18 protein-coding genes, 3 tRNA genes and 1 pseudogene are annotated in these 23,023 nt (G+C 72.5%); 13 read left to right on the top strand and 9 right to left on the bottom strand.

The window, feature by feature from the left end:
• Positions 1-31: 31 nt before the first annotated feature.
• Both cutA and AB0G79_RS10030 read left to right on the top strand, forming a co-directional pair.
• On the top strand, positions 32-379 hold the full coding sequence (cutA, locus tag AB0G79_RS10035) for a divalent-cation tolerance protein CutA (RefSeq protein ID WP_360803109.1): 348 nt from the start codon (positions 32-34) through the stop codon (positions 377-379).
• A complete protein-coding gene (locus AB0G79_RS10030) occupies positions 376-789 on the top strand; it encodes a gamma-glutamylcyclotransferase family protein (RefSeq protein ID WP_360803042.1) in 414 nt (137 codons plus the stop codon). The genes cutA and AB0G79_RS10030 overlap by 4 nt, the downstream gene beginning before the upstream one ends.
• On the opposite strand, the gene AB0G79_RS10025 is transcribed toward AB0G79_RS10030, so the two are convergent.
• The 3 genes from AB0G79_RS10025 to AB0G79_RS10015 form a co-directional block, all read right to left on the bottom strand.
• The gene (locus AB0G79_RS10025) at positions 743-2,896 is read right to left on the bottom strand and encodes a molybdopterin oxidoreductase family protein (protein WP_360803039.1); all 2,154 of its coding nucleotides are present in this window, start codon (positions 2,894-2,896) and stop codon (positions 743-745) included. The genes AB0G79_RS10030 and AB0G79_RS10025 overlap by 47 nt on opposite strands.
• A gap of 72 nt (positions 2,897-2,968) precedes the next feature.
• Complete coding sequence (locus AB0G79_RS10020) at positions 2,969-3,694, bottom strand: ElyC/SanA/YdcF family protein (RefSeq protein ID WP_360803036.1); 726 nt, start codon at positions 3,692-3,694, stop codon at positions 2,969-2,971.
• A 40-nt stretch (positions 3,695-3,734) separates the two neighbouring features.
• Complete coding sequence (locus AB0G79_RS10015) at positions 3,735-4,460, bottom strand: aquaporin (protein WP_360803033.1); 726 nt, start codon at positions 4,458-4,460, stop codon at positions 3,735-3,737.
• 135 nt (positions 4,461-4,595) lie between these two features.
• Between AB0G79_RS10015 and AB0G79_RS10010 the strand changes: the two genes are divergently transcribed.
• The 7 genes and pseudogenes from AB0G79_RS10010 (at position 4,596) to AB0G79_RS09980 (ending at position 12,663) form a co-directional block, all read left to right on the top strand.
• Positions 4,596-5,228, top strand: a complete 633-nt coding sequence (locus AB0G79_RS10010; protein ID WP_360803107.1) for a hypothetical protein — start codon at positions 4,596-4,598, stop codon at positions 5,226-5,228.
• A 280-nt stretch (positions 5,229-5,508) separates the two neighbouring features.
• Complete coding sequence (locus AB0G79_RS10005) at positions 5,509-6,243, top strand: sirohydrochlorin chelatase (RefSeq protein WP_360803030.1); 735 nt, start codon at positions 5,509-5,511, stop codon at positions 6,241-6,243.
• A gap of 35 nt (positions 6,244-6,278) precedes the next feature.
• Positions 6,279-7,625, top strand: a complete 1,347-nt coding sequence (locus AB0G79_RS10000) for a deoxyguanosinetriphosphate triphosphohydrolase (RefSeq protein ID WP_360803027.1) — start codon at positions 6,279-6,281, stop codon at positions 7,623-7,625.
• A gap of 107 nt (positions 7,626-7,732) precedes the next feature.
• A complete protein-coding gene (locus AB0G79_RS09995; protein WP_360803024.1) occupies positions 7,733-8,992 on the top strand; it encodes an FAD-dependent oxidoreductase in 1,260 nt (419 codons plus the stop codon).
• A gap of 29 nt (positions 8,993-9,021) precedes the next feature.
• Entirely contained in the window at positions 9,022-10,914 is a 1,893-nt protein-coding gene (gene dnaG / locus AB0G79_RS09990; protein WP_360803021.1) for a DNA primase, read from the top strand.
• 117 nt (positions 10,915-11,031) lie between these two features.
• Entirely contained in the window at positions 11,032-12,075 is a 1,044-nt protein-coding gene (locus AB0G79_RS09985; RefSeq protein ID WP_360803018.1) for an RNA polymerase sigma factor, read from the top strand.
• A 14-nt stretch (positions 12,076-12,089) separates the two neighbouring features.
• A pseudogene (locus AB0G79_RS09980) lies at positions 12,090-12,663 on the top strand (IS5 family transposase).
• 14 nt (positions 12,664-12,677) lie between these two features.
• On the opposite strand, the gene AB0G79_RS09975 reads toward AB0G79_RS09980, so the two are convergent.
• Complete coding sequence (locus AB0G79_RS09975) at positions 12,678-13,772, bottom strand: serine hydrolase domain-containing protein (protein ID WP_360803015.1); 1,095 nt, start codon at positions 13,770-13,772, stop codon at positions 12,678-12,680.
• 95 nt (positions 13,773-13,867) lie between these two features.
• On the opposite strand from AB0G79_RS09975, the gene AB0G79_RS09970 reads away from it, so the two are divergent.
• On the top strand, positions 13,868-14,644 hold the full coding sequence (locus tag AB0G79_RS09970; RefSeq protein WP_150264669.1) for a MerR family transcriptional regulator: 777 nt from the start codon (positions 13,868-13,870) through the stop codon (positions 14,642-14,644).
• Between the two features lie 71 nt (positions 14,645-14,715).
• On the opposite strand, the gene AB0G79_RS09965 is transcribed toward AB0G79_RS09970, so the two are convergent.
• From AB0G79_RS09965 to AB0G79_RS09945, 5 genes are all read right to left on the bottom strand, one after another.
• Positions 14,716-16,014 carry a TerD family protein gene (locus AB0G79_RS09965; protein ID WP_360803012.1) on the bottom strand — a complete coding sequence of 433 codons (1,299 nt, stop codon included), beginning with the start codon at positions 16,012-16,014 and terminating at the stop codon, positions 14,716-14,718.
• 45 nt (positions 16,015-16,059) lie between these two features.
• Entirely contained in the window at positions 16,060-17,988 is a 1,929-nt protein-coding gene (locus AB0G79_RS09960; RefSeq protein WP_360803009.1) for an ABC transporter ATP-binding protein, read from the bottom strand.
• Positions 17,988-19,721, bottom strand: a complete 1,734-nt coding sequence (locus AB0G79_RS09955; RefSeq protein ID WP_360803006.1) for an ABC transporter ATP-binding protein — start codon at positions 19,719-19,721, stop codon at positions 17,988-17,990. The genes AB0G79_RS09960 and AB0G79_RS09955 overlap by 1 nt, the downstream gene beginning before the upstream one ends.
• 148 nt (positions 19,722-19,869) lie before the next feature.
• Positions 19,870-21,312 (bottom strand): FGGY family carbohydrate kinase, encoded by a 1,443-nt coding sequence (locus tag AB0G79_RS09950; protein ID WP_360803003.1) that lies wholly within the window; start codon positions 21,310-21,312, stop codon positions 19,870-19,872.
• Between the two features lie 44 nt (positions 21,313-21,356).
• Entirely contained in the window at positions 21,357-21,668 is a 312-nt protein-coding gene (locus AB0G79_RS09945; protein ID WP_360803000.1) for a YtxH domain-containing protein, read from the bottom strand.
• A gap of 136 nt (positions 21,669-21,804) precedes the next feature.
• On the opposite strand from AB0G79_RS09945, the gene AB0G79_RS09940 reads away from it, so the two are divergent.
• The 3 genes from AB0G79_RS09940 (at position 21,805) to AB0G79_RS09930 (ending at position 22,194) form a co-directional block, all read left to right on the top strand.
• Positions 21,805-21,877, top strand: a tRNA-Asn gene (locus AB0G79_RS09940).
• A gap of 5 nt (positions 21,878-21,882) precedes the next feature.
• Positions 21,883-21,955: transfer RNA gene (locus AB0G79_RS09935), tRNA-Asn, on the top strand.
• Between the two features lie 165 nt (positions 21,956-22,120).
• Positions 22,121-22,194, top strand: a tRNA-Ile gene (locus tag AB0G79_RS09930).
• Positions 22,195-23,023: the final 829 nt, after the last annotated feature.

The following is a 23,023-nucleotide window of genomic DNA, read 5'->3' as shown; positions in this document are numbered from 1 at the left end:
TCGCCCGACCCCCGCCCCGTACCGTGAGGCCATGACGCCCACCTTCGACGGCCCCGCCCCCCTCGCCCTCACCGTCCTCACCACCACCGACAGCCGCGCCAAGGCCGACGCCCTCGCCCGCGGTGCCGTCGAGGCGCGGCTCGCCGCCTGTGCGCAGGTCTCCGGGCCCGTGACCTCCGTCTACCACTGGCAGCGGGCGATCGAGACCGCCGAGGAGTGGCAGGTGGTGTTCAAGACGACGGAGGCGGCCTACGAGGCCCTGGAGGCGCACCTCCTCGCCGCGCACGACTACGAGACCCCGGAGGTCCTCGCGACCCCGGTCGTGCGGGCGTCCGCCGCGTACCTGGCGTGGCTGGGCCGCGAGGTGGCGCACCCGTGAGCGCGCTGCCGTTCTTCGTGTACGGGACGCTGCGCCCGGGCGCGTACAACCACGACCGGCTCCTCCTCGGCCGGACCGTCGCCGAGGAGGACGCCCGACTGCCCGGTGCGCTCCTGCACGACGGCCCGGGCTATCCGTACGCCGTCCCGGGCGCCGGGACGGTCGCGGGCGCGCTGGTGACGGCGGCACCGGAGGCGTACGGCGAACTCCTCGGCGTCCTGGACCGGATGGAGTTCGACGCGGGGTACGAGCGGGCCGCCCGCGAGGTGGTGCGGGAGCGGGGCGGCCGCGAGGTGACCGCCTGGGTCTACACGGCGGCGCCGGGGACGCGGGTCGGCCCGCTCATCCCCGGCGGCGACTGGTTCACGAGGGTTCCGGAACCCGCTCCAGGCGCACCGCGCACACCTTGAACTCCGGCATCCGCGAGACCGGGTCGAGCGCCGGGTTCACCAGCGTGTTCGCCCGCCCCTCCCCGTACCAGTGGAACGGCATGAAGACGGTGTCGGCGCGGATCGCCGTCGTGATCCGGGCCGGTGCGACCGCCCGCCCGCGCCGGGAGACGACCGCGAGCGGTTCGCCCTCGGCGACGCCGAGCCGCTCGGCGAGGCGCGGGTGGAGCTCGACGAACGGGCCGGGCGCCGCCGCGTTCAGCTCGTCGACGCGCCGGGTCTGCGCGCCCGACTGGTACTGGGAGACGACCCGGCCGGTGGTGAGGACCACCGGGTAGTCGGCGTCCGTCTCCTCGGCCGCGGGGCGGTGGACGACGGGCACGAACCGCGCGCGCCCGTCGGGGGTCGCGAAGCGGTCGAGGAAGAGCCGGGGCGTTCCGGTGTGGTCCTCGGCGGGGCAGGGCCAGAAGACCCCCCGCTCCTCCTCGATGCGGCGGTAGCTGATGCCCGCGTAGTCGGCGGGGCCGCCGGAGGAGGCGCGGCGGAGTTCGTCGAAGACCTCCTCGGGATCGGTTGGGAAGCCCTTCTCGCGTCCGGCGTCGAGGAGTCCGGCGAGCGCGCGCAGGACCTCCAGGTCGCTCCGTACGCCCGGGGGAGGGGTGAGGGCCCGGCGGCGCAGCAGGACCCGGCCTTCGAGGTTGGTCATCGTGCCCGTCTCCTCGGCCCACTGGGTCACCGGCAGGACCACGTCGGCCAGTTGGGCGGTCTCGGAGAGGACGACGTCGGCGACGGCGAGGAAGTCGAGCGAGCGGATCCGGTCCTCGACGTGCGCGGCGGCGGGGGCGGAGACGACCGGGTTGGAACCCATGAGGAGCAGCGCCCTGACGTCGCCGCCGAGTGCGTCGAGGAGCTCGTACGCGCTCCGCCCCGGCCCCGGCAGGGACTCCGGCGGGACGCCCCAGACCTCGGCGACGTGGGCGCGGGCGGCGGGGTCGTCGAGCTTCCGGTAGCCGGGCAACTGGTCGGCCTTCTGGCCGTGTTCGCGGCCGCCCTGGCCGTTGCCCTGGCCGGTGAGGCAGCCGTATCCGGAGTACGGCCTCCCGGCGCGGCCGGTGGCGAGGCAGAGGTTGATCCAGGCGCCGACGGTGTCGGTGCCCTTGGACTGCTGCTCGGGGCCGCGCGCGGTGAGGACCATGCCGGTCCCGGGGAACGTGCCACCGTCCGCGTCGCAGAACATCGCGACGGCCTCGCGCAGGCGCGGCACGGACACGCCGGTGATCCGCTCGACCTGCTCGGGCCAGTGGGACATCGTCGCGGCGCGGGCGGCCTCCCAGCCCTCGGTGCGCCCCGCCACGAACTCCTCGTCGACCCGTCCCTCGGCGATCACGAGGTGCAGCATGCCGAGGGCGAGCGCGAGGTCGGTGCCGGGGCGCGGGGCGAGGTGGAGGTCGGCCTGTTCGGCGGTGCGGGTGCGGCGCGGGTCGATCACGATCAGCTTGCCGCCGTTGGCGCGCAGTTCGGTGAGGTAGCGCAGGGCGGGAGGCATGGTCTCGGCGAGGTTGGAGCCGACGAGGATCACGCAGCCGGTCTTCGGGATGTCCTCCAGCGGGAAGGGGAGTCCCCGGTCGAGGCCGAAGGCCCTGCCGCCCGCGGCGGCGGCGGACGACATGCAGAAGCGGCCGTTGTAGTCGATCTGCGAGGTGCCGAGCACGATCCGGGCGAACTTGCCGAGCGTGTACGCCTTCTCGTTGGTGAGTCCGCCGCCGCCGAAGACCCCCACGGCGTCGGCGCCGTGGTCGGCTCGGGCCCGGCGCAGTCCGTCGGCGACGGCGGCGAGTGCCTCCTCCCAGGTCGCGGGAGCCAGGGCCCCGGTGTCAGGGCGTCGGACCAGGGGCTCGGTGAGCCGGACCCGGGAGGAGAGTACGGAGGGGGCGGTGCGGCCCTTGCCGCAGAGCGCGCCCCGGTTGACGGGGAAGTCGGTCCGCTCGACCACTTCGGCGGGGAGGGCCGGGTCGCCGGTGGGGCGCAGCGACATGCCGCACTGCAGGGCGCAGTAGGGGCAGTGGGTCGGCGTCGGGGCCTGGACGGCGGTGGCGCCGCCGGGGGCCTCGGCTGTGGCGTCGGACATGCGGCCAGCGTGCGTCAGGCGTGTTACGCGGGACGGCGCGGCGTATTACGGCCGGGGTGCTCTCCGCTCAGCTCACCGGGCCGGGGCCGGTGAGGCGAGGGCCCCACGTGCCGGGGCCGGTGCGGCGAGTGCCTCGGTGACGCCCGTCTCCCGCGGTCCGAGGAAGTGGGGGTCGGGGCGGAGGCCCGCGTCGAGGGCGGCCTTGCCCGCGGCGAGGATCTCGCGGGTGGTGCCGTAGTACCAGACGCCGTCGTGGGGTTCGGCGACCCCGACGCCGTACGACTCCACTCCGGCGCGGTCGCAGAGGGCGACGGCCCGCTTGATGTGGAAGTCCTGGGTGACGAGGACGGCCCGGTCGACGCCGAAGACCTTCTTCGCGCGGACGCAGGAGTCCCAGGTGTCGAAGCCCGCGTAGTCGCTGACGATCCGGGCCTCGGGGACACCGCGCTCGGTGAGGTACGCGCGCATGGCGCTGGGTTCGTCGTAGGAGGTCCTGCTGTTGTCGCCGGTGACGAGCAGGACCCGGACCTTGCCGGTGCGGTAGAGCTCGGCGGCGGTGTCGAGGCGGTGCGCGAGGTACGGGGTCGGGCGGCCGTTCCACAGTCCGGCGCCGAAGACGACGGCGACGTCCCGGGAGGGGACGTCGGCGGCGGTGCGGAGCTTGCCCGCGGCGGCCGTGTGCATCCAGGTCGCGGGGGCGAGCGCGAGGACGGCGCCGAGCATGACGGCCTGGACGGTGCGGCGGCGGGCCCGGGGGGTGCGGGGGATCAGTCGGGTGAGCCGTCGTCGTCCGGTCATGCGGGGAACCTCCGGGGTCGCTTCCTTGGGCGCTTCCTTGTCACCCCGTCCGACGCGGTTCGGCGGTGTTCGGTTCGCCGGGGCGCCGGACTGTTCCGTACAGCACACCGGCGAGCGCGAGGCCGAGGACCATGCCGAGGAGCTGGGCGGCGGCGTAGGCGGGGACGGAGCCGGGGGCGATGCCGGTGAAGGAGTCGGTGAAGGCGCGGCCGAGGGTGGCGGCGGGGTTCGCGAAGGAGCCGGAGGAGGTGAACCAGATGGCGGCGGCGATGTATCCGGCGACGGCGACCGGGGCGAGGCCGGGGCGGCCGATGTGGCGGAGGCCCTGCACGACGAGGACGAGCCCGGCGGTGGCGACGGCCTCGCCGAGCAGCAGGTGCGGGGCCGAGCGCGGCTCGGTGGCCCAGGCGCCGGGCGCCCGGCCGAACATGGCCTCGGCGAGGAGGGCCCCCGCGACGGCGCCGGCGAGCTGGGCGCCGATGTAGGCGAGGACCTGCCGGGTCGCCTCCGCGTCACGTCGGCGGGACCACCCTTCCGACAGGGTGACGACCGGGTTGAAGTGGGCGCCGGAGAGCGGGCCGATGAGTGCGATGAGCAGCCCCAGTCCGAGGGCGGAGGCGGCGGCGTTGGCGAGCAGCCGGACGCCGATGTCCTGGCTGAGCGCGTCGGCGCGGATGCCGGAGCCGACGACGACGGCGACGAGGGCGGCGGTGCCGATGAACTCGGCGGCGGCGCGGCGGGGGAGTGAGGGCGGTGACATTCTCATGGCGGAAAAGATTTTCCGTGATTCGGAACGAAAAAGGAAGAGAGAGGGGCGGGACCGGACCCGTACGATCCGCCCGTGATCAACAACGACGTCCTGAACGACGCGGTCCGCAACAACGCCGAGTGGTGCGAGGCCATGTGCCGGGCCCACGGCCTCACCGGCGCCTTCGGCCCCCGGGCCTGGACCAGCGCCGCGCGCACGCCGCTCTACTACCCGGACGCGGTGACGCTCACGGCGGACGCCGGGGCGGCGGACGCCCTGGCCGGCGTCGACCGCACCGCTCCCGGCGCCTCCGTCAAGGACAGTTACGCCCGCCTCGACCTCGAAACCGAGGGCTTCCGGCTCCTCTTCGACGCCCGGTGGATCGCCCGCCCGGCGGGCCTCCCGGCCCCCGACGCCGTCGGCGACTGGCGCCCGGTCCGTACGCCCGGCGAACTGGCGGCGTGGGCGCTCGCGTGGAGCGGCGGCGACGCCGAGGAGGCGGCCCTGTTCCGGCCCGAGCTCCTCGCGGACCCCTCGACCACGATCGTCGCGGGCCACGCTGAGGACGGCACGATCCTCGGCGGCGCGGTCCTCACGACGAGCGCCCGGGTCACGGGCGTCTCCAACGTCTTCGGCCCCGACCCGTCCGCGACCTGGGCGGGCGTCCTCTCCGCGGCCCCCGCGGACCGCCCCCTCGTCGGCTACGAAGCGGGCGACGACCTCCTCCCGGCCCTCGCCGCCGGCTTCGAGGAGATCGGCCCCCTGAAGGTCTGGCTGGACGCGTAGCCGGGGCCGCGAGCCGGGTCGTGGCGTACGGGCCGGGCCGCGGGCCGGGTCGTGGCGTACGGGCCGGGGCCGCGGGCCGGGTCGTGGCGTACGGGCCGGGGCCGCGGAGCACGGACCCGGCCGCCGCAGCCTGCCCTCCCGGCCCGGCCCTCCCTGCCGGGCCCTCCCTGCCCTGCCCTGCCCTGCCCTGCCCCGCCCCGCCCCCGGAGTGTGAGGTCGTGGCAATCACCCGTGACCCCCGCGCAACGGGGGCGCAACGTCCCGGCGGCACGATCGGGGCATGAACCAGTCGCGTACCCCCTCCCGACGGCCCGTCCTCGTCGCCGTCGGGCACGGCTCACGGGACCCCCGTGCCCAGGAGACCCTGGAGCGGCTGCTCCAGCGGGTGCGGGAGGTGCGGCCGGAGACCGACGTGCGGCTCGCGCACATCGAGCTCAACGCGCCGCTGCTCGACGAGACGCTCGCCGCGATCGCCGCCGAGGGCCGCGAGGCCGTCCTCGTGCCGCTGCTGTTCGCCCCCGGCCACCACGTCACCCACGACCTGCCCGCAGCCGTCGAGGCCGTCCCCGGCCTCCGTGCCGCCGTCGCCCGGCCCCTGGGGGCCCACCCGCTCCTCGTCGAGGCGCTCGCCGACCGGCTCGCCGAGGCCGGATGGATCACGGGGGACGGCGTGGTGCTGGCCTCCGCCGGGTCGCGGGACCCCCGGTCCGGCGCCGAGACCCGGCGGATCGCCGCCCTCCTCGGCGAGCGGCTCGGCGTCCCCGTCGTCCCCGCGTACGCCTCCGCCGCCGCCCCCACCGTCCCCGACGCCCTCCGCGCCTTCGCAGCCCGCGGCCGGCACCGCGTCGCCGTCGCCTCCTGCTTCACCGCCCCCGGCCTCTTCGCGACCCGCGCCGCCGCCCACGCCCCCTGGATCGCCTCCGCCCCGCTCGGCGACCACCCGGCCCTCGCCCGGCTGATCCTGCACCGGTACGCACGGGCCGCCTTCCCCGTGAGGCAACTCGTCGCCATCTGAGTACTTCTGTCGGTGCCTCCGGTTACCTTCGAGACATGGAAGGCATCGAGGACACCAAGGGCAGCGCGGCCACCGCCGGCACCACCGGAACCGCCGACACCACGGGCACGCCCGGCTACGACCCCGCCGCCACCGAGCGCTGGGCCGCCGAGCCCGACAAGCGACCCGGCCGCACCGCCTTCCAGCGGGACCGCGCCCGCGTCCTGCACTCCGCAGCCCTGCGCAGGCTCGCCGGCAAGACCCAGGTCGTCACCCCCGGCACCCGGGGCCACCGGTGGGACGCCAGCCCCCGCACCCGCCTCACGCACTCCCTGGAGTGCGCCCAGGTCGGCCGCGAGCTCGGCGCCGCCCTCGGCTGCGACCCCGACCTCGTCGAAGCCGCCTGCCTCTCCCACGACATGGGCCACCCGCCCTTCGGGCACAACGGCGAGCAGGCGCTCAACGACGCCGCCAAGGACTGCGGCGGCTTCGAGGGCAACGCCCAGTCGCTCCGCCTCCTCACCCGCATCGAACCCAAACGCTTCGTGAAGAACGACGAGGGCGAGCTCGTCAGCGTCGGGCTCAACCTCACCCGCGCCGCGCTCGACGCCGCCACCAAGTACCCCTGGCCGCGCGGCGGACACCCCGACGACCCCGGCTCGCCCAAGTTCGGGGTGTACGAGGACGACCTCCCCGTCTTCGCGTGGATCCGCGAGGGCGCCCCCGCCCACCGCAAGTGCTTCGAGGCCCAGGTCATGGACTGGTCCGACGACGTGGCCTACTCGGTCCACGACTTCGAGGACGGGCTGCACGCCGGCCACATCGACCCCAACCTCCTCCTCGCCGAGCCCGAGCGCGCCGACATCTTCGCCGTCGCCGTCGGCCGCTACGTCCCCGAGGACACCGACCCCCAGGAGCTCGCCGAGGCCCTCGACCGCCTCGTCGACCAGGAGTGGTGGCCGCACGGATACGACGGCTCGGCCGTCGCGCAGGCCCGCCTCAAGGACGCCACCAGCCAGCTCATCGGCCGCTTCTGCCTCGCCGCCGAGGGCGCCACCCGCCAGGAGTACGGCACCGGCCGCCTCACGCGGTACGCCGCCGAACTCGTCGTCCCCCGCGCCACCCGCAACGAATGCGCCGTCCTCAAGGCCGTCGCCGACCGGTACGTGATGCAACGCGCCGAGCAGGAAGTCCTCCGCGCCGACCAGCGGGTCGTCGTCACCGAACTCGCCGAGGCCCTCGTCCTGCGCGCCCCCGACGGCCTCGAACCGCAGTTCAGGGCCGCGTTCGACGCCGCCCCCGACGACCGGGCCCGCAAGCGGGTGATCGTCGACCAGATCGCCAACCTCACCGACGCCTCCGCCCGCGCCCTCCACACCCGCCTCCACCCCCACCACCGCTGAGCCGGTCCAGGCCCCCGCCCTCTTCCGCCGTCCCGTTCCGTGCGGGACCCTCGCAGGCACGCCCCGGGGGCGTAGGTTGGAAGCGGTCGCAACGAGGAGGAATCGACGTGGTCGACGCAGATCAGACCTTTGTCATCGTCGGCGGGGGCCTGGCAGGGGCCAAGGCGGCGGAGACCCTCCGCGACGAGGGGTTCAACGGCCGGGTGATCCTGATCGGCGACGAACGCGAGCACCCCTACGAACGGCCGCCCCTCTCCAAGGGCTACCTGACCGGCGCGAAGGAGCGCGACAGCGCCTTCGTCCACGAGGCCGGCTGGTACGCGGCGCACGACATCGAACTGCACCTCGGCCAGTCCGTCACCGCCGTCGACCGGGACGCCCACACCGTCCGCCTCGGCGACGGCACCGTCATCCGGTACGACAAGCTCCTCCTCGCCACCGGCGCCGAGCCCCGCCGCCTCGACGTCCCCGGCACCGAGCTCGCCGGCGTCCACCACCTGCGCCGCCTCGCCCACGCCGACCGGCTCCGCCAGGTCCTCACCGGCCTCGGCCGGGACAACGGCCACCTGGTGATCGCCGGCGGCGGCTGGATCGGCCTGGAAGTCGCCGCCGCCGCCCGCGGCTACGGCGCCGAGGTCACCGTCGTCGAGGCCGACCCCACCCCGCTCCACCGCGTCCTCGGCCCCGAGCTCGGCCAGCTCTTCGCCGACCTCCACGCCGACCACGGCGTCCGCTTCCACTTCGGCGCCCGGCTCACCGAGATCGTCGGCCAGGACGGCATGGTCCTCGCCGTCCGCACCGACGACGGCGAGGAGCACCCGGCGCACGCCGTGCTCGCCGCCATCGGCGCCGCGCCCCGCACCGCCCTCGCCGAGAACTCCGGGCTCGCGCTCGTCGACCGCGCCGACGGCGGCGGCATCGCCGTCGACGAGTCGCTGCGCACCTCCGACCCCGACGTCTTCGCCGCCGGCGACGTCGCCGCCGCCCTCCACCCGCTCCTGCGCCACCGCCTCCGCGTCGAGCACTGGGCCAACGCCCTCAACGGCGGCCCGGCCGCCGCCCGCGCCATGCTCGGGCAGCACGTCTCCTACGACCGGGTCCCCTACTTCTTCTCCGACCAGTACGACCTGGGCATGGAGTACTCGGGCTGGGCGCCCCCGGGGACGTACGACCAGGTCGTCGTCCGGGGCGACACCGGCAAGCGCGAGTTCATCGCCTTCTGGCTGAAGGACGGCCGGGTCCTCGCCGGGATGAACGTGAATGTGTGGGACGTCACAGACCCCATCCAGCAGCTCATCCGCGCCCGGACGCCCGTGGACCCGGACGCCCTCTGCGACCCCTCCGTCCCCCTGGAGAGCCTGGTCTGATCCGAGCCGCTTCCCCGTAGACTTCCTGCGTGGCAGGCAGGATCAACGAAGACGACGTGAAGGCGGTACGGGACGCGGTCCCGATCGACGCCGTCGTGTCCGAGTACCTCCAGCTGCGCAACGCGGGCGGCGGAAACCTCAAGGGTCTCTGCCCCTTCCACGACGAGAAGTCGCCCTCCTTCCAGGTCAGCCCCAGCAAGGGACTGTTCCACTGCTTCGGCTGCCAGGAGGGCGGCGACACCATCGCCTTCGTGATGAAGATCGACCACCTCTCCTTCTCGGAGACGGTCGAGCGCCTCGCCGCGAAGGCGGGCATCACCCTGCGGTACGAGGAGGGCGGCTACAACCCCGGCCACCAGCGCGGGGAGCGCATCCGCCTGGTCGAGGCCCACAAGGTCGCCGCCCAGTACTACATCGACCAACTCGGCTCGCCCGAGGCCGAGATCGGCCGCAAGTTCCTCGCCGAGCGCGGCTTCGACCAGGCCGCCGCCGCCCACTTCGGCGTCGGCTACTCACCGGCCGGCTGGGACCACCTCACCCGCTTCCTGCGCGGCAAGGGCTTCTCCGACAAGGAGCTGATCCTCTCCGGCCTCTCCCAGGACGGCCGCCGCGGCCCCATCGACCGCTTCCGAGGCCGGCTCATGTGGCCGATCAGGGACGTCGGCGGCGAGATCGTCGGCTTCGGCGCGCGCAAGCTCCGCGACGACGACAACGGCCCCAAGTACCTCAACACGCCCGAGACGCCGATCTACAAGAAGTCCCAGGTGCTCTACGGCATCGACCTGGCGAAGAAGGACATCGCCAAGGTCAGCCGGGCCGTCGTCGTCGAGGGCTACACCGACGTCATGGCCTGCCACCTCGCCGGCGTCACCACCGCCATCGCCACCTGCGGCACCGCCTTCGGCGCCGACCACATCAAGATCCTCCGCCGGCTCCTCATGGACAACGGCTCGGCCCGCGTGATCTTCACCTTCGACGGCGACGCCGCCGGCCAGAAGGCCGCCCTGCGCGCCTTCGAGGACGACCAGAAGTTCGCGGCGGAGACGTACATCGCCATCGCCCCCGACGGCATGGACCCCTGCGAACTGCGGCTCGCCAAGGGCGACGAGGCCGTCGCCGAGCTCGTCCAGCCCCGCACCCCGCTCTTCGAGTTCGCCCTCCGGCAGATCGTGAACCGGTACGACCTGGAGACCCCGGCGGGGCGCGCCGCCGCCCTCGACGAGGCCGCCCCGATCGTCGCGAAGATCAAGAACATCGCCTCCCAGCACGAGGTCGCCGTCCAGCTCGCCGGCATGCTCGGCATCCTCGACGAGCGGTTCGTCGTCCGCCGGGTCTCGCAGATCGCCCGCTGGCAGCGGCAGGGCGGGGAGCGCGGCGCCGACCGGCAGGCCCGCCCGCAGCGCACGTACGACACGCCCGCCCCGGCCGCCGTCACCCCCGGCCCCGCGCTCAACCTGCGCAGCCCCGCCCACCGCACCGAGCGCGAACTCCTCAAGCTCGCGCTCCAGCGCCCCGAACTGGTCTCCCCGGCCTTCGACGCCTACGGGATCGACGAGTTCACCGCCCCGCCCTACGCGGCCGTCCGCCAGTGCGTCCAGGACGCGGGCGGCGCCACCGGCGCCCCCTCCGACTACCTCGACGCCGTCCGCGAGGCCGCGCCCAACGACTCCGTCCGGGCCCTCGTCACGGAGCTCGCCGTCGAGACGATCTTCGCCAAGTCCGTCGACGAGGCCTACGCGAGCGACCAGCTCGTGACCGTACGGCTCCGGGCCGTCGACCGACGCATCCGCGACGTCCAGGGCACCCTCGCCCGGCTCGGCGCCAACGGCGACCCCGCGCAGGTCGCGGCCGTCCAGAACGAACTGTGGGTGCTCACCCAGTACGGCCAGTCGCTGCGAAACAACGGCGCGGCGGCGCTCTGAAGCACGCTGGGTCACTCGGCGACCTCAAAAAGTGACCGCACGCCCCTCGTGCCGCGATGTGTCGTACCCCACACTGGATGACGGTGTCGTTCCGCCCCTCCCTGGAGGTCGCCCGCCGTGCAGACCGAGATCCAGCCCGAGATCCAGCCGGAGACCCGGCCCGGGAACCAGACCGCCGAACCGGACGACGAGCAGGCCGAACTCCCGGAGATACCCGTCCAGCGCGCCCGCACCGACCTCGGCGGCAACGGCCCCTCCTCCGACCTCTTCCGCCAGTACCTCCGCGAGATCGGCCGCATCCCGCTCCTCACCGCCGTCGAGGAGGTCGAACTCGCCCGCCGGATCGAGGCCGGCCTCTTCGCCGAGGAGAAACTCGCCAGCACCCCCGACCTCGACACCCGGTTGGCGGGCGACCTCGACCGGATCGTCGTCCTCGGGCGGATGGCGAAGCGCAAGCTCATCGAGGCCAACCTCCGCCTCGTCGTCTCCGTCGCCAAGCGGTACGTCGGCCGCGGCCTCACCATGCTCGACCTCGTCCAGGAGGGGAACCTCGGCCTCATCAGGGCCGTCGAGAAGTTCGACTACGCCCGCGGCTACAAGTTCTCCACGTACGCGACCTGGTGGATCCGCCAGGCCATGTCCCGCGCCCTCGCCGACCAGGCCAGGACCATCCGCGTCCCCGTCCACGTCGTCGAACTGATCAACCGGGTCATCCGCGTCCAGCGCCGCATGCTCCAGGAACGCGGGTACGAGCCCACCGCCGAGGAGGTCGCCGCCCAGCTGGACCTCGCCCCCGAGCGGGTCGGCGAGGTCCTCCGCCTCGCCCAGGAACCGGTCTCCCTGCACGCCCCCGTCGGCGAGGAGGAGGACGTCTCCCTCGGCGACCTCATCGAGGACGGCGACGCCGCCTCACCCGTCGAGTCCGCCGCGTTCCTGCTCCTCCGCCGCCACCTGGAAGACGTCCTCTCCACCCTCGGCGAACGCGAACGCAAGGTCGTCCAGCTCCGCTACGGCCTGGACGACGGCAGGCCCCGCACCCTGGAGGAGATCGGCCGCATCTTCGGCGTGACGCGCGAACGCATCCGCCAGATCGAGTCCAAGACCCTCGGCAAACTCCGCGACCACGCGTACGCGGACCAGCTGCGGGGGTATTTGGACTAGGACCCGTGTCGATGATGTGGACATGGGGCGGGGGTGATCTGACGGATGCCGAGTGGGAACGGCCGCGGCTGTTCCTGCCGGTCAGCAACAGGCGTTGCGGCAGGTGGCGGGATCACCGGCAGGTGATCAACGGGATTCTGCACCGGGTGCGGACCGGCGTTCAGTGGCGTGGCCTGCCTGAACGGTTCGGCCCGTGGAAACGGTCTACGAACGCCACCGCCTGTGGTCGGCCGACGGAACCCGGGAACGCCTGCTCCGGCAGGTGCAGCCGAGGCCGACGCGGCCGGGGAGATCGACCGGGACATCCCGGTCGACTCCACCATCGTGCGGGCACATCAGCACGCCGCCGGCGCCCGGACCGAACCACCGACGGCTCCCGGCTCAAAGGGGGGCGCGGCGGCAGAACACCAGGGCGAAATGCCCTGGCAGAGCCTCGTCGAAGAGCGGTACAAGAAACGCAACACCGTCGAACGGACGATCAACCGGCTCGAGCACGCCAGAGCGGTGGCCACCCGCTACCACAAGCGCGGCTACGTCTTCCTCGGCACCGCTGCCGCCGCAACCCTCGCCATCTGGTTCCGCACGTGACGGCCGGACAAGTCCTAGGTAAACACCGCCTTGACCAGTGTCTGCTTCACCCTCTCGAACCTCCCGGCCATGGTGGGCAGGTCCATTTCGACGTCCCCGGAGGTCAGCGAGCCGGTCAGGGTCTTGGTGCCGTCGGGCGTGCTGTACATCAGTGCGCCCCAGCCCCAGAACCCTCCGTTGTGGTGGAGGACAGTGCCGCCGCCGTCCAGCTCCTCCACGAACACCCCCAGGCCGTAACCCATCGTGGGGTCCGCGACGCGCATCTCGGCCAGAAGCTCGGGCGAGACGAGCTTGCCGCTGTTCAGCGCGGAGAAGAACGTGTGGAGGTCCCGGCTGGTCGAGATCATGTCGCCGGCGGCGGATACCCAGGAGGGGTTGAAGCGGGTGGTGTCGACCACCTTCCACTGTCCGGCGTCGTCGTAGCCGAAGTAGCCGTGGGCGTGCGGCTCGGGGATGTCCTCCCGGGTCTCCGGAAGGAGGGTGCCCGTCAGCCCGAGCGGGCCCAGGATCAGCCGGTGCGTCTCCTCGGGCAGCGAGCAGCCGGTGACCTGCTCGATCAGGAGCCTGGCCAGGACGTAGTTGGTGTTGGAGTAGCTCCAGGCCGTCCCCGGATCGAACCGCGACGGCTTCGCCAACGCCCCCCGCACCAGCTCCTCCGGCCGGTAGGTCGCGTGCTGCAGGTCCACCCACTCCTTGCCCCACCCGGCGACCACACCGGGTTCGACCGACCCGTCCTTGGAGAACTCGCCGGTGAAGTTGAACAACCCGCTGGTGTGCTGCAGGAGCATCCGTACGGTGATCCGCCGGTCGAGCCGGAACTCGGGCAAGTGGTCGGCCACCAGGTCCTCGAGGCCGAGCCTGCCCTCGGCCACCAGCTGCAGGACGACGGTCGCGACAAAGGTCTTGGTGACGCTGCCGACCCGAAAGTGCCCGTCGGTCGGCGGCTTCGCGGTCCGGCCCAGCTCGCTCACCCCGGCGCTGCCGACCCACTCGCCGAGCTCGTCGTTCACGCGCAGCTGCACGCCGGCGAATCCGGCGCCGACGATCTCCTGCATGGCCTTCCGCAGCTCGGGGCGGTCCTGCGCGGCGGCGGTGTTCTGCTCACTCATGGTGATTCCTCATCTCGCGTCAGCGGGTGTGAGATGAGCGTGGACCCTGACCCAAGGTCAAGGTCAAGGCGATGGCGGAGCGTTACTCTCACCCCATGGCACAGGGGCTCACGATCGGTCAGGCGGCGGCTTTCGTCGACATCACCGTCAAGACGGTGCGGCACTACCACCGGCTCGGCCTGGTCGCCGAACCGGAACGCGACCATTCCGGCTACCGGCGCTACGGTTCGACCGACCTGCTGCGCCTTGTCCAGGTCCGGGCCCTGGCCGGGGCGGGCGTACCGCTGGCCGAGATCGGCGATCTGCTCGACGCCGAGCCCGAGCGGTTCGCCACCGCCCTGGACGACGTCCGCCGCCGGCTCACCGAACAGATCGAGGAGCTGACCGCCCGCCGCGACACCCTGCACCGGCTCGCCCACGGTGACCGCGCCCTGCTGCCCGACCGGGCCTGCGCGGTCCTGGAGCGACTCGCCGAGCTCGACTTCAGCCCCGACTACGTCACCACCCAGCGGGAGGCCCTGGTGCTGTCGCGGGCGCTGACTCCCGAGGTCTTCGACCTCTTCCTGGCCAACCTCGAACACCGGCTCGACGACCCCGAGTTCGTCGAGCTGACCAAGCGCGGCTGGGAGGCGAGGTCCTGGGATCCCGACGACCCGCGGATCGAGGAGCTGGCCTCAGCGGTGGCCGCCAACCTGCTGGGCGCCCGCGCGCTGCTGACGCTGCCGGCCAAGCAACCGCACGGTCCCGACGCGGCCTCCCGGTACGGCGTGGTCAACCACCACCGGGAGGACGAGGCACCGTCCGTGGCCCGGCTGAACGGGCTGGTCGAGGGGCACCTGCGCGCGGCGGGCATTGATATCCCGCGTCAGTGATGGACTGCTGCCAACTTGATCGCCCGGACAGGGCCTAGGGGACGGCCGACCCTGAGCGGGCTACCCGGGGTCTAGTCGATCTCCCGCACCGTGAGCGTCCACGGCGCGTCCGTCTCGAAGAGCATCAGCAGCGGCCCCGCCGGGATCGGGACGGTGTGCGCCAGCGGGCCGGTGCCGCTCACGGCAACGGCGGGGTGGGTCAGGAGCGTCGTGCGTCCGGCGACCTCGTGGTACGCCATGCTGACGTAGCCCCGTCCCTTCTCGTCTGCCTCGACCTGCACCCGGAGGTCGGCCGCGCCGCCCGTGTACAGCAGGGCCTCGGGGCCGCGCCCGCTCAACGTGCCCGTCAGGTGCCTGGCGGCGGCGACGGGGCTCACGCGCAGGGCCCAGCGGTTGCCGACGCGCGCGTCGACGCGCAGCTGGAGGGGGCGGTCCCCGGGGGCCCGGACGACCGAACTCCCCGCGAAGTCCTGGAGGGTGGTGTTCGCGATGATGTCGTCGTCCCTGCCGAACTTGGCCAGCGAGAAGACGCCGAAGTAGCCCCCGCCCTCGCGCGCGGCCTCGACCAGGACGGGACCGGGCGGCACACGGCCGTCCGTACGCACCACCCGCTCGCCCTCGCCGGTGGCCGTGAAGGGCTCGAAGACCGGCCCGAACTCCCATCCCGCGACGAGCTCGTACGGCCGCGAGGCGTGCGGGAGTCCGGCGGGGAAGGGCGGTGCGACGGGGGCGGGCTGCGCGGTGGGAACGGGCGGTGCGACGGGGGCGGGGGCGGGCTGCGTGGCGGGGGCGGGCGGTCCGCCGGCCTCAGGAGCAGGTCGGGCCGGCGCCGCCTGGGCGGACAGGACCCGCCACGGAGACCGGGCCAGCGCCTGGCTCGGCGCCTCGGTCCCGGCCCCGGCCTCCGCCCCGGACTTTGCCGAGCCCCCGCCCCCGACCCCGTACGCCGTGACGAGCTCGGCGAGCCCGGAGGCGTACCCCTCCCCGATCCCGGTGAACTTCCAGCCGCCCGACTCGCGGAAGAACTCGCCGAACACGACGGCCTCCGCGTCCTCCGGCGCGGCTATCAGCCAGGCGACGACCACCTCCCGGTCCGGAGCCATCGCCGCCAGCGAGCCGGGGCCCGCCGGGCCGGCGATGACGATCCGCTCGACCTCCGGCTCCACCTCGTGCAGCGCGAGGGACAGGACCCCGCTCTCCTTGTGCCGGACGGCGCCGGAGGGATGGACCGGCCGGCCCTCGAAGACCATGTCCGCGTCCCCGCGGACCCGGCCGTCCGCGCCGACGAGCAACGCCGCCGTCCCCGTCCGCCCGATGCCGACCAGAAGGGTGACCGACGGCACCCAGGAACTCTCGTTCGTGTGACCCATGCCGCACATCATGCGGCACGGGTCACACGCCTCGCAGGGGCCGGGTCAGTCGACCTCGGCCACCGCCTGCGCGAACTGCGCCGCGTACAGCCGGGCGTACGCCCCGCCGGCCGCGAGGAGCTCCTCGTGGGTGCCCTGCTCGACGATCGAGCCGCTCTCCATCACCAGGATCACGTCCGCGTCCCGGATCGTGGAGAGCCGGTGCGCGATGACGAAGGACGTCCGCCCGTGGGCGAGGCGCGCCATCGCCTTCTGGATGAGGACCTCGGTGCGGGTGTCGACCGAGCTGGTGGCCTCGTCGAGGACGAGGATCACCGGGTCGGACAGGAACGCCCGCGCGATCGTGATCAGCTGCTTCTCGCCCGCGCTGACCCCGGCCCCGTCGTCGTCGATGACGGTGTCGTAGCCCTCGGGCAGCGTCCGGACGAACCGGTCGGCGTGCGCGGCCCGCGCCGCCTCCTCGATCTCCGCCCGGGTCACCTCGCGCGTCGCGCCGTACGCGATGTTCTCCGCGATCGTGCCGCCGAAGAGCCAGGTGTCCTGGAGGACCATGCCGATCCCGGCCCGCAGGTCCTCGCGGGACATCTTCGCGATGTCGACCCCGTCGAGGGTGATCCGGCCGCCCGTGACCTCGTAGAACCGCATGAGCAGGTTGACGAGGGTCGTCTTGCCCGCGCCGGTCGGTCCGACGATCGCGACCGTCTGGCCGGGTTCCACCGTGAGCGACAGGTCCTCGATGAGCGGCTTGTCGGCCTCGTAGCGGAAGGCGACGTCCTCCAGGGCCACCCGGCCCTTGAGGGCGACGGGCTTCTCGCTCTTCGGCGCGTCCGGCTCCTGCTCCTCGGCGTCGAGGAGCTCGAAGATCCGCTCCGCCGACGCGACGCCCGACTGCACCAGGTTCGCCATCGACGCGACCTGCGTCAGCGGCATCGAGAACTGGCGCGAGTACTGGATGAACGCCTGCACGTCACCGATGGAGAGCGTGCCGCTCGCCACCCGCAGACCGCCGACGACGGCCACGAGGACGTAGTTGATGTTCGAGACGAAGAACATCACCGGCTGCATGACGCCGCTGTTGAACTGCGCCTTGAACCCGGCCTCGTACAGCTCCTCGTTCTGCCGCCGGAAGTCCTCCGCGGACTCCTCCTGCCGCCCGAAGACCTTCACCAGGGTGTGCCCGGTGTACATCTCCTCGATGTGCGCGTTGAGCGTGCCCGTGGACTTCCACTGCTGCACGAAGTGCGGCTGCGAGCGCTTGCCGATCCTCGCCGCGACGACGACCGAGACCGGCACCGTCACCAGCGCCACCAGGGCGAGCAGCGGCGAGATCCAGAACATCATCGCGAGGACGCCGACGATGGTCAGCAGCGAGTTGATCAGCTGGCCCATCGACTGCTGGAGCGTCTGCCCGAGGTTGTCGATGTCGTTGGTCGCCCGGGACAGCACCTCGCCGCGCTTCGCCTTGTCGAAGTACGACAGCGGCAGCCGCGACAGCTTGGTCTGGATGTCCTCGCGCATGCGGAAGACCGTCCGGTTGATCACCAGGATCGACATGCGGGTGGAGACCAGCATGAGCAGGCCCGCCGCCACGTAGACGAGGAGGACCCAGAGCAGGACCTCGCCGACCGCGCCGAAGTCGATGCCCTGTCCGGGCGTGAAGTCCACCCCGGACAGCATGTCGGCCATGCCGCCGTCGCCGTCGGCCCGGAGCTTCGCGAGGGCCTCCGCCTTCGTGACGCCCTCGGGCATCTGCCGCCCGACGACCCCCGCGAAGACGAGGTCGGTCGCCTTGCCGAGGATCTTCGGCCCGACGACCGAGGCCGCCACCGACAGCACACAGGCGACCAGCATCACCCAGAGCGCGGTCCGCTCGGGCGCGAGCTGCTTCAGGAGCCGCTTGGTGGACCCCTTGAAGTCGATCGACCGCTGGTCGGGGCCGCCACCGGCCATCATGCGTCCGCCAGGACCGGCCATCAGGCTGCCTCCGCCTCGGTCAGCTGGGAGAGCACGATCTCCCGGTACGTCTCGTTCTCCGCCATCAGCTCCTGGTGCCGGCCCGTGCCGACCACCCGGCCCTCGTCGAGGACGACGATCCGGTCGGCGTCGCGGATGGTCGCCACCCGCTGGGCGACGATCACCACGGTCGCGTCCGCCGTCTCCGCACGGAGCGCCGCGCGCAGCAGGGCGTCCGTCTCGTAGTCGAGCGCGGAGAACGAGTCGTCGAAGAGGTAGATCTCCGGCTTCTGCACCAGCGTCCGCGCGATCGAGAGCCGCTGCCGCTGACCGCCGGAGACGTTGGTGCCGCCCTGCGCGATCGGCGCGTTCAGGCCGTGCTCCAGCTTCCGTACGAAGTCGGCGGCCTGGGCCACCTCCAGGGCGTGCCAGAGCTCCTCGTCGGTCGCGTCGGGATTCCCGTACCGCAGGTTGGTCGCCACGGTCCCGGAGAAGAGGTACGGCTTCTGCGGCACGAGGCTCACGGTCTTCGCCATGAGCGCCGGGTCGAGCTTCCGCACGTCGACGCCGTCGACGAGGACCTCGCCGCCGGTCGCGTCGAAGAGCCGGGGCACGAGCCCGAGCAGCGTCGACTTGCCGCTGCCGGTCGAGCCGATGATCGCCGTGGTCTCCCCCGGCAGGGCGACGAGACCGACGTCCTTCAGTACGGACTCCTCGGCGCCCGGGTACCGGAAGTCCGCGCTCCTGACCTCCAGGTGCCCGCGCCGGTCGAGGGCCGTCACCGGCTCGGCCGGCGGCACGACGCTCGTCTCGGTCCCGAGGACCTCCTCGATGCGCTCGGCGCAGACCTCGGCACGCGGCACCATCATGAACATGAAGGTGGCCATCATGACCGCCATGACGATCTGCATCAGGTAGGCGAGGAACGCGGTCAGCGCGCCGATCTCCATGCCGCCGCTGTCGATGCGGTGCGCGCCGAACCAGACGACGGCGACGCTGGAGACGTTCACGACGGTCATGACGACCGGGAACATCAGCGCCATCAGCCGGCCGGTCGCCATCGACACGTCGGTGAGGTCGGTGTTGGCGCCGCGGAAGCGCTCCTCCTCGTACCCGTCCCGGACGAAGGCGCGGATGACGCGGTTGCCGGTGATCTGCTCGCGCAGCACCCGGTTCACCGTGTCGAGCCGCTCCTGCATGGTCCGGAACAGCGGCCGCATCCTCCGCACGATGAGCGTCACCGAGATGCCGAGGACCGGCACGACGGCGAGCAGCACGGCGGACAGCGGCACGTCCTGGCCGAGGGCCATCACGATGCCGCCGACGCACATGATCGGCGCGGAGACCATCAGCGTGAACGCCATCAGGGCCAGCATCTGGACCTGCTGCACGTCGTTGGTCGTGCGGGTGATCAGCGACGGCGCGCCGAAGTGCCCGAGCTCGCGGGCGGAGAAGGACTGGACCCGGTCGAAGACGGCTCCCCGGATGTCCCGGCCCAGCGCGGACGCCGTACGGGCGCCGTAGAAGACGGCGCCGATGTTGCAGACGACCTGGACGACGGAGACGCCGACCATCAGCGCGCCGAAGCGCAGGATGTATCCGGTGTCGCCGTTGACGACACCGTTGTCGATGATGTCGGCGTTCAGCGTCGGCAGATAGAGGCTCGCGCAGGTCTGCAGGAACTGGAGCAGGACGAGCAGGGCGATCGGTTTTCGGTAGGGCCGGAGGTGGGTCCGGAGAAGTCTTATGAGCACGGGACCTACTATCGCCCGCGGGCAGTGACCGTTACGAGCGAGTTTGGCGCGTGTCAGGGGAACCGCCCGGCCCCGGCCCGCGAACCCTTGTCAAAGCTTTACGCAGGAGGGCCGGTGGACCCGGGGGACCACCGGCCGGAGAGTCCTCCTACTGTCCCGCGAACGCCCCGGGGTGGATCTGCTCCCGCGTGGCCACGTACTGCTGGCGCACGGCCTGCCCCACGGCGAGCTCCTCGCCGGGCTCCAGGATCTGGGCGGCGGCGCCCTGCCAGGCCGGGGGAGCGCCGGGGGACAGCGTGCCCCGGGCGACGCCGAGGGCCCACGCGGCCTGCCGCGCGGCACCGAGGGCCGCGTAGTCGGCCGGCTGGGGGACGACGACCTGCGCGCCGAAGAGCGCGGGGGCGATCGCCTGGACGGCCGGCAGGCCGGCGGCGGCGCCGAGCAGGAAGATCCGCCGCACGGTGACGCCCCGGCCGCGCAGGACGTCCATGGCGTCGGCGAGGGCGCAGAGCATGCCCTCGAAGGCGGCGCGGGCGAGGTGCTCGGGCTTCATGGACTCGCGGCGCAGGCCGCTGAGGGTGCCGGCGGTGTGCGGAAGGCTGGGCGTCCGCTCCCCTTCCAGGTACGGCAGGAGCACCAGCCCGGACGAGCCCGGCGTGGACTTCAGCGCGAGCTCGGACAGCTCCTCCAGCGACTCCGCGCCCAGCATCTCGGCGGTGCCGCGCAGGGCGCGTACCGCGTTGGAGGTGTGGACGACGGGCAGGTGCATGCCGGTGGCGTCCGCGAAGGAGGTGATCACGCCGCCGGCGTCGGCGAGGGCCTCGTGGTGGACGGCCATGACGGAGCCGGAGGCGCCGAGGGAGACGACGGCGTCGCCGGGCCCGAGCCCGAGACCGAGGGCGGCCGCCATGGTCTCCCCGGTACCGGCGGAGATGAGCAGCCCCTCGGGTGTGGTCCCGGCGGCCTCGGCGGGAGCGAGCACCTCGGGCAGTTCCGCGGGATGACCGAGCGCGAGTTCCAGCAGGTCGGTGCGGTAGGCCCCGGTACGGGCGGACCAGTAGCCGGTGCCGGAGGCGGCGCCCCGGTCGGTGGTGCGGCGTGCGGGGCGGCCGAGGAGCTGCCAGACGAGCCAGTCGTGCGGCTGGAGGACTGCCGCGACGCGCTGCGCGTTCTCGGGCTCCGAACGGGCGAGCCAGCGCAGCTTCGCGACGGGCTGCCCGGCGCCCGGCACGGAACCGACGGCCTCGGCCCACGCCGCACGGCCGCCGAACGACTCGACGAGGTCGGCGGCGGCGACCTGGGCCCGCTTGTCGTTGCCGACGAGCGCGGGGCGCACGAGCGCGCCCTGCGCGTCGAGCGGCACGAGGCCGTGCTGCTGGGCGGAGACGCCGATGGCCTGGACGCCCTCCAGGAGGCCGCCGGTCGCGGCCTGCCCGAGCGAGAGCAGCCAGGCCTGCGGGTCGACCTCGGCGGCCTTGGGTTCGATCTGGTGAGGGGCGTACCCCTGGCGCAGGACGGCACCCGTGTCCGTGTCACAGACGACGATGCGCGTGAAACCTGCAGAGCTGTCGAGTCCGGCGACTATCCCCATGGCAAGTGATTCTGCCGCACTCGACCGCCTGCACGCCTCACGGCTCAGGTGTTGCTGGTGCCCCAGTCGTCGTCCTCGACGCGTCCGTTGCTCCGGACGCGGTCGCGCAGACCGGGGACCCGCTCGGTGACGGAGGCGGGCAGCTTGTCGCCCACCGTCTCGCCGACGACGTGCACCGCCTTCCCGGCGAACTGGCGGCCGGTCTGGGCGGCGGACTCGGCGGCGTTGCGCACGGCCGGGTTCTGCGAGAAGTCCTTCGCGGCCTTCTTCATCTGCTCGTAGCGCTCGCGTCCCGCCCGTGTGCCGACCACGTAACCGAGGGCGAGTCCCACGACGAACGTCAGCTTGTACCGCACGACGGCGATCCTTCCCTGGAGGCCCTGGGGATACCGATTGGCGGAGCACCCCCCTGCTTGCGCTAATGTATGTCTCGCAGCGAGCGACCGCCCGCCCGGTTCGACCGGATCGGGTACGTTCGGTGCAACGCAGCAATCCCCTGTAGCTCAATTGGCAGAGCAGCCGGCTGTTAACCGGCAGGTTACTGGTTCGAGTCCAGTCGGGGGAGCGCGATCCCCTGTAGCTCAATTGGCAGAGCATTCGGCTGTTAACCGGAGGGTTACTGGTTCGAGTCCAGTCGGGGGAGCAGAACGGAAGAGGACCCTTCGGGGTCCTTTTTCGCGTCTCCGGGAACCACGCGCCCCGGGACGCGGTCTTCATGGTCAGCAGAGCCGATCACCCGGAGCAGGAGATCGTATGACCGGCTATGCTGCGGCAGACGGCGCGCACACATGTACGTGCCTCAACGCTCGGGGCGGTAGCTCAGCCGGTTAGAGCAGCGGACTCATAATCCGTCGGCCGTGGGTTCGAGTCCCACCCGCCCCACTACTTCAGGGCGCAACAGAATCGTTCTGACCAGGTACTTTCCCGGTCAGGCGGCTCTGGCTGTGATCGCGCACGGCCTTCATTCTCGCGCTCCTCTATATGTTTGGACAGAGTGTTTGGACGCGAGTGGTCCGACACGCCCAAGTCACCCAGACGCCGCAGAGACGCCCCTGTCCGACCATCATGCTGTGAGCCACCTCACAGCATCCGGCATCGTGGTCCGTGAAAGTGCGAACTGGAGCACCGTGACGTTCAGCCGCTGATCGTCGGGGATGGCGTAGCTCAGGTTCTCGACTCGCAGGAAGACCAGCCGGTTCCCACTGCACCGCTCCTGAGTCACTTCTCAGCCGCTGCAACTGCAGCGCCCTACTCGGAGTGGCGTGCCGGAGCTCAGAGCAGGCCGAGGAGATCGCCATCAGGTCGAAGCCGGGCAGCGACCACCCTCAGTCGGCCGCAGCTCGCGTCCTGGACGTGGTCGAGGGCGAGACCTCCTGGAACGTCGCGTCCGGGATGTGTAGGTGCTTCGATTCTGCGTCACGCGTGCTGCGTCTATCGCTGTCGACCTGAGGAGTGCAACGGACCTACTACAGCCCGGCACCAGCATGGACGTCGAAGAACAGCGCCCCGGCGTGGCTGTGCAAACTGGCCTCCTGTGAGGCCAGGGTCGCCCGCCGGCGTTCATGGTCATGGGCCTGATCGGGACCGCCAGGCCGGGGTCGGTAGGCCCTGGACCCGGCCCGACCGCGTCGTGGCCGACAAGGGCTACTTGGCTGGGAAGATCCGCGCCTACCTGGGGCGACGCGGCATCGCCTGCACGATTCCGGAGCGG

The organism is Streptomyces sp. NPDC020807, assembly GCF_040641575.1.
Taxonomy (GTDB): Bacteria; Actinomycetota; Actinomycetes; order Streptomycetales; family Streptomycetaceae; genus Streptomyces.
The sequence above is the reverse complement of the archived record's forward strand: the minus strand, read 5'-3'. Positions and strand labels throughout refer to the sequence as shown.

What these genes read in the sequence shown, in the direction of transcription:
- AB0G79_RS09965 (WP_360803012.1), bottom strand. Translation starts at nt 16,014, where the DNA reads ATGGGTCACACGAACGAGAGTTCCTGGGTGCCGTCGGTCACCCTTCTG.
- AB0G79_RS10000 (WP_360803027.1), top strand. Translation starts at nt 6,279, where the DNA reads ATGGAAGGCATCGAGGACACCAAGGGCAGCGCGGCCACCGCCGGCACC.
- AB0G79_RS10015 (WP_360803033.1), bottom strand. Translation starts at nt 4,460, where the DNA reads ATGAGAATGTCACCGCCCTCACTCCCCCGCCGCGCCGCCGCCGAGTTC.
- AB0G79_RS10010 (WP_360803107.1), top strand. Translation starts at nt 4,596, where the DNA reads ATGTGCCGGGCCCACGGCCTCACCGGCGCCTTCGGCCCCCGGGCCTGG.
- AB0G79_RS09975 (WP_360803015.1), bottom strand. Translation starts at nt 13,772, where the DNA reads ATGAGTGAGCAGAACACCGCCGCCGCGCAGGACCGCCCCGAGCTGCGG.
- AB0G79_RS09970 (WP_150264669.1), top strand. Translation starts at nt 13,868, where the DNA reads ATGGCACAGGGGCTCACGATCGGTCAGGCGGCGGCTTTCGTCGACATC.
- AB0G79_RS10005 (WP_360803030.1), top strand. Translation starts at nt 5,509, where the DNA reads ATGAACCAGTCGCGTACCCCCTCCCGACGGCCCGTCCTCGTCGCCGTC.
- AB0G79_RS10025 (WP_360803039.1), bottom strand. Translation starts at nt 2,896, where the DNA reads ATGTCCGACGCCACAGCCGAGGCCCCCGGCGGCGCCACCGCCGTCCAG.
- AB0G79_RS09960 (WP_360803009.1), bottom strand. Translation starts at nt 17,988, where the DNA reads ATGGCCGGTCCTGGCGGACGCATGATGGCCGGTGGCGGCCCCGACCAG.
- AB0G79_RS09950 (WP_360803003.1), bottom strand. Translation starts at nt 21,312, where the DNA reads ATGGGGATAGTCGCCGGACTCGACAGCTCTGCAGGTTTCACGCGCATC.
- cutA (WP_360803109.1), top strand. Translation starts at nt 32, where the DNA reads ATGACGCCCACCTTCGACGGCCCCGCCCCCCTCGCCCTCACCGTCCTC.
- AB0G79_RS10020 (WP_360803036.1), bottom strand. Translation starts at nt 3,694, where the DNA reads ATGACCGGACGACGACGGCTCACCCGACTGATCCCCCGCACCCCCCGG.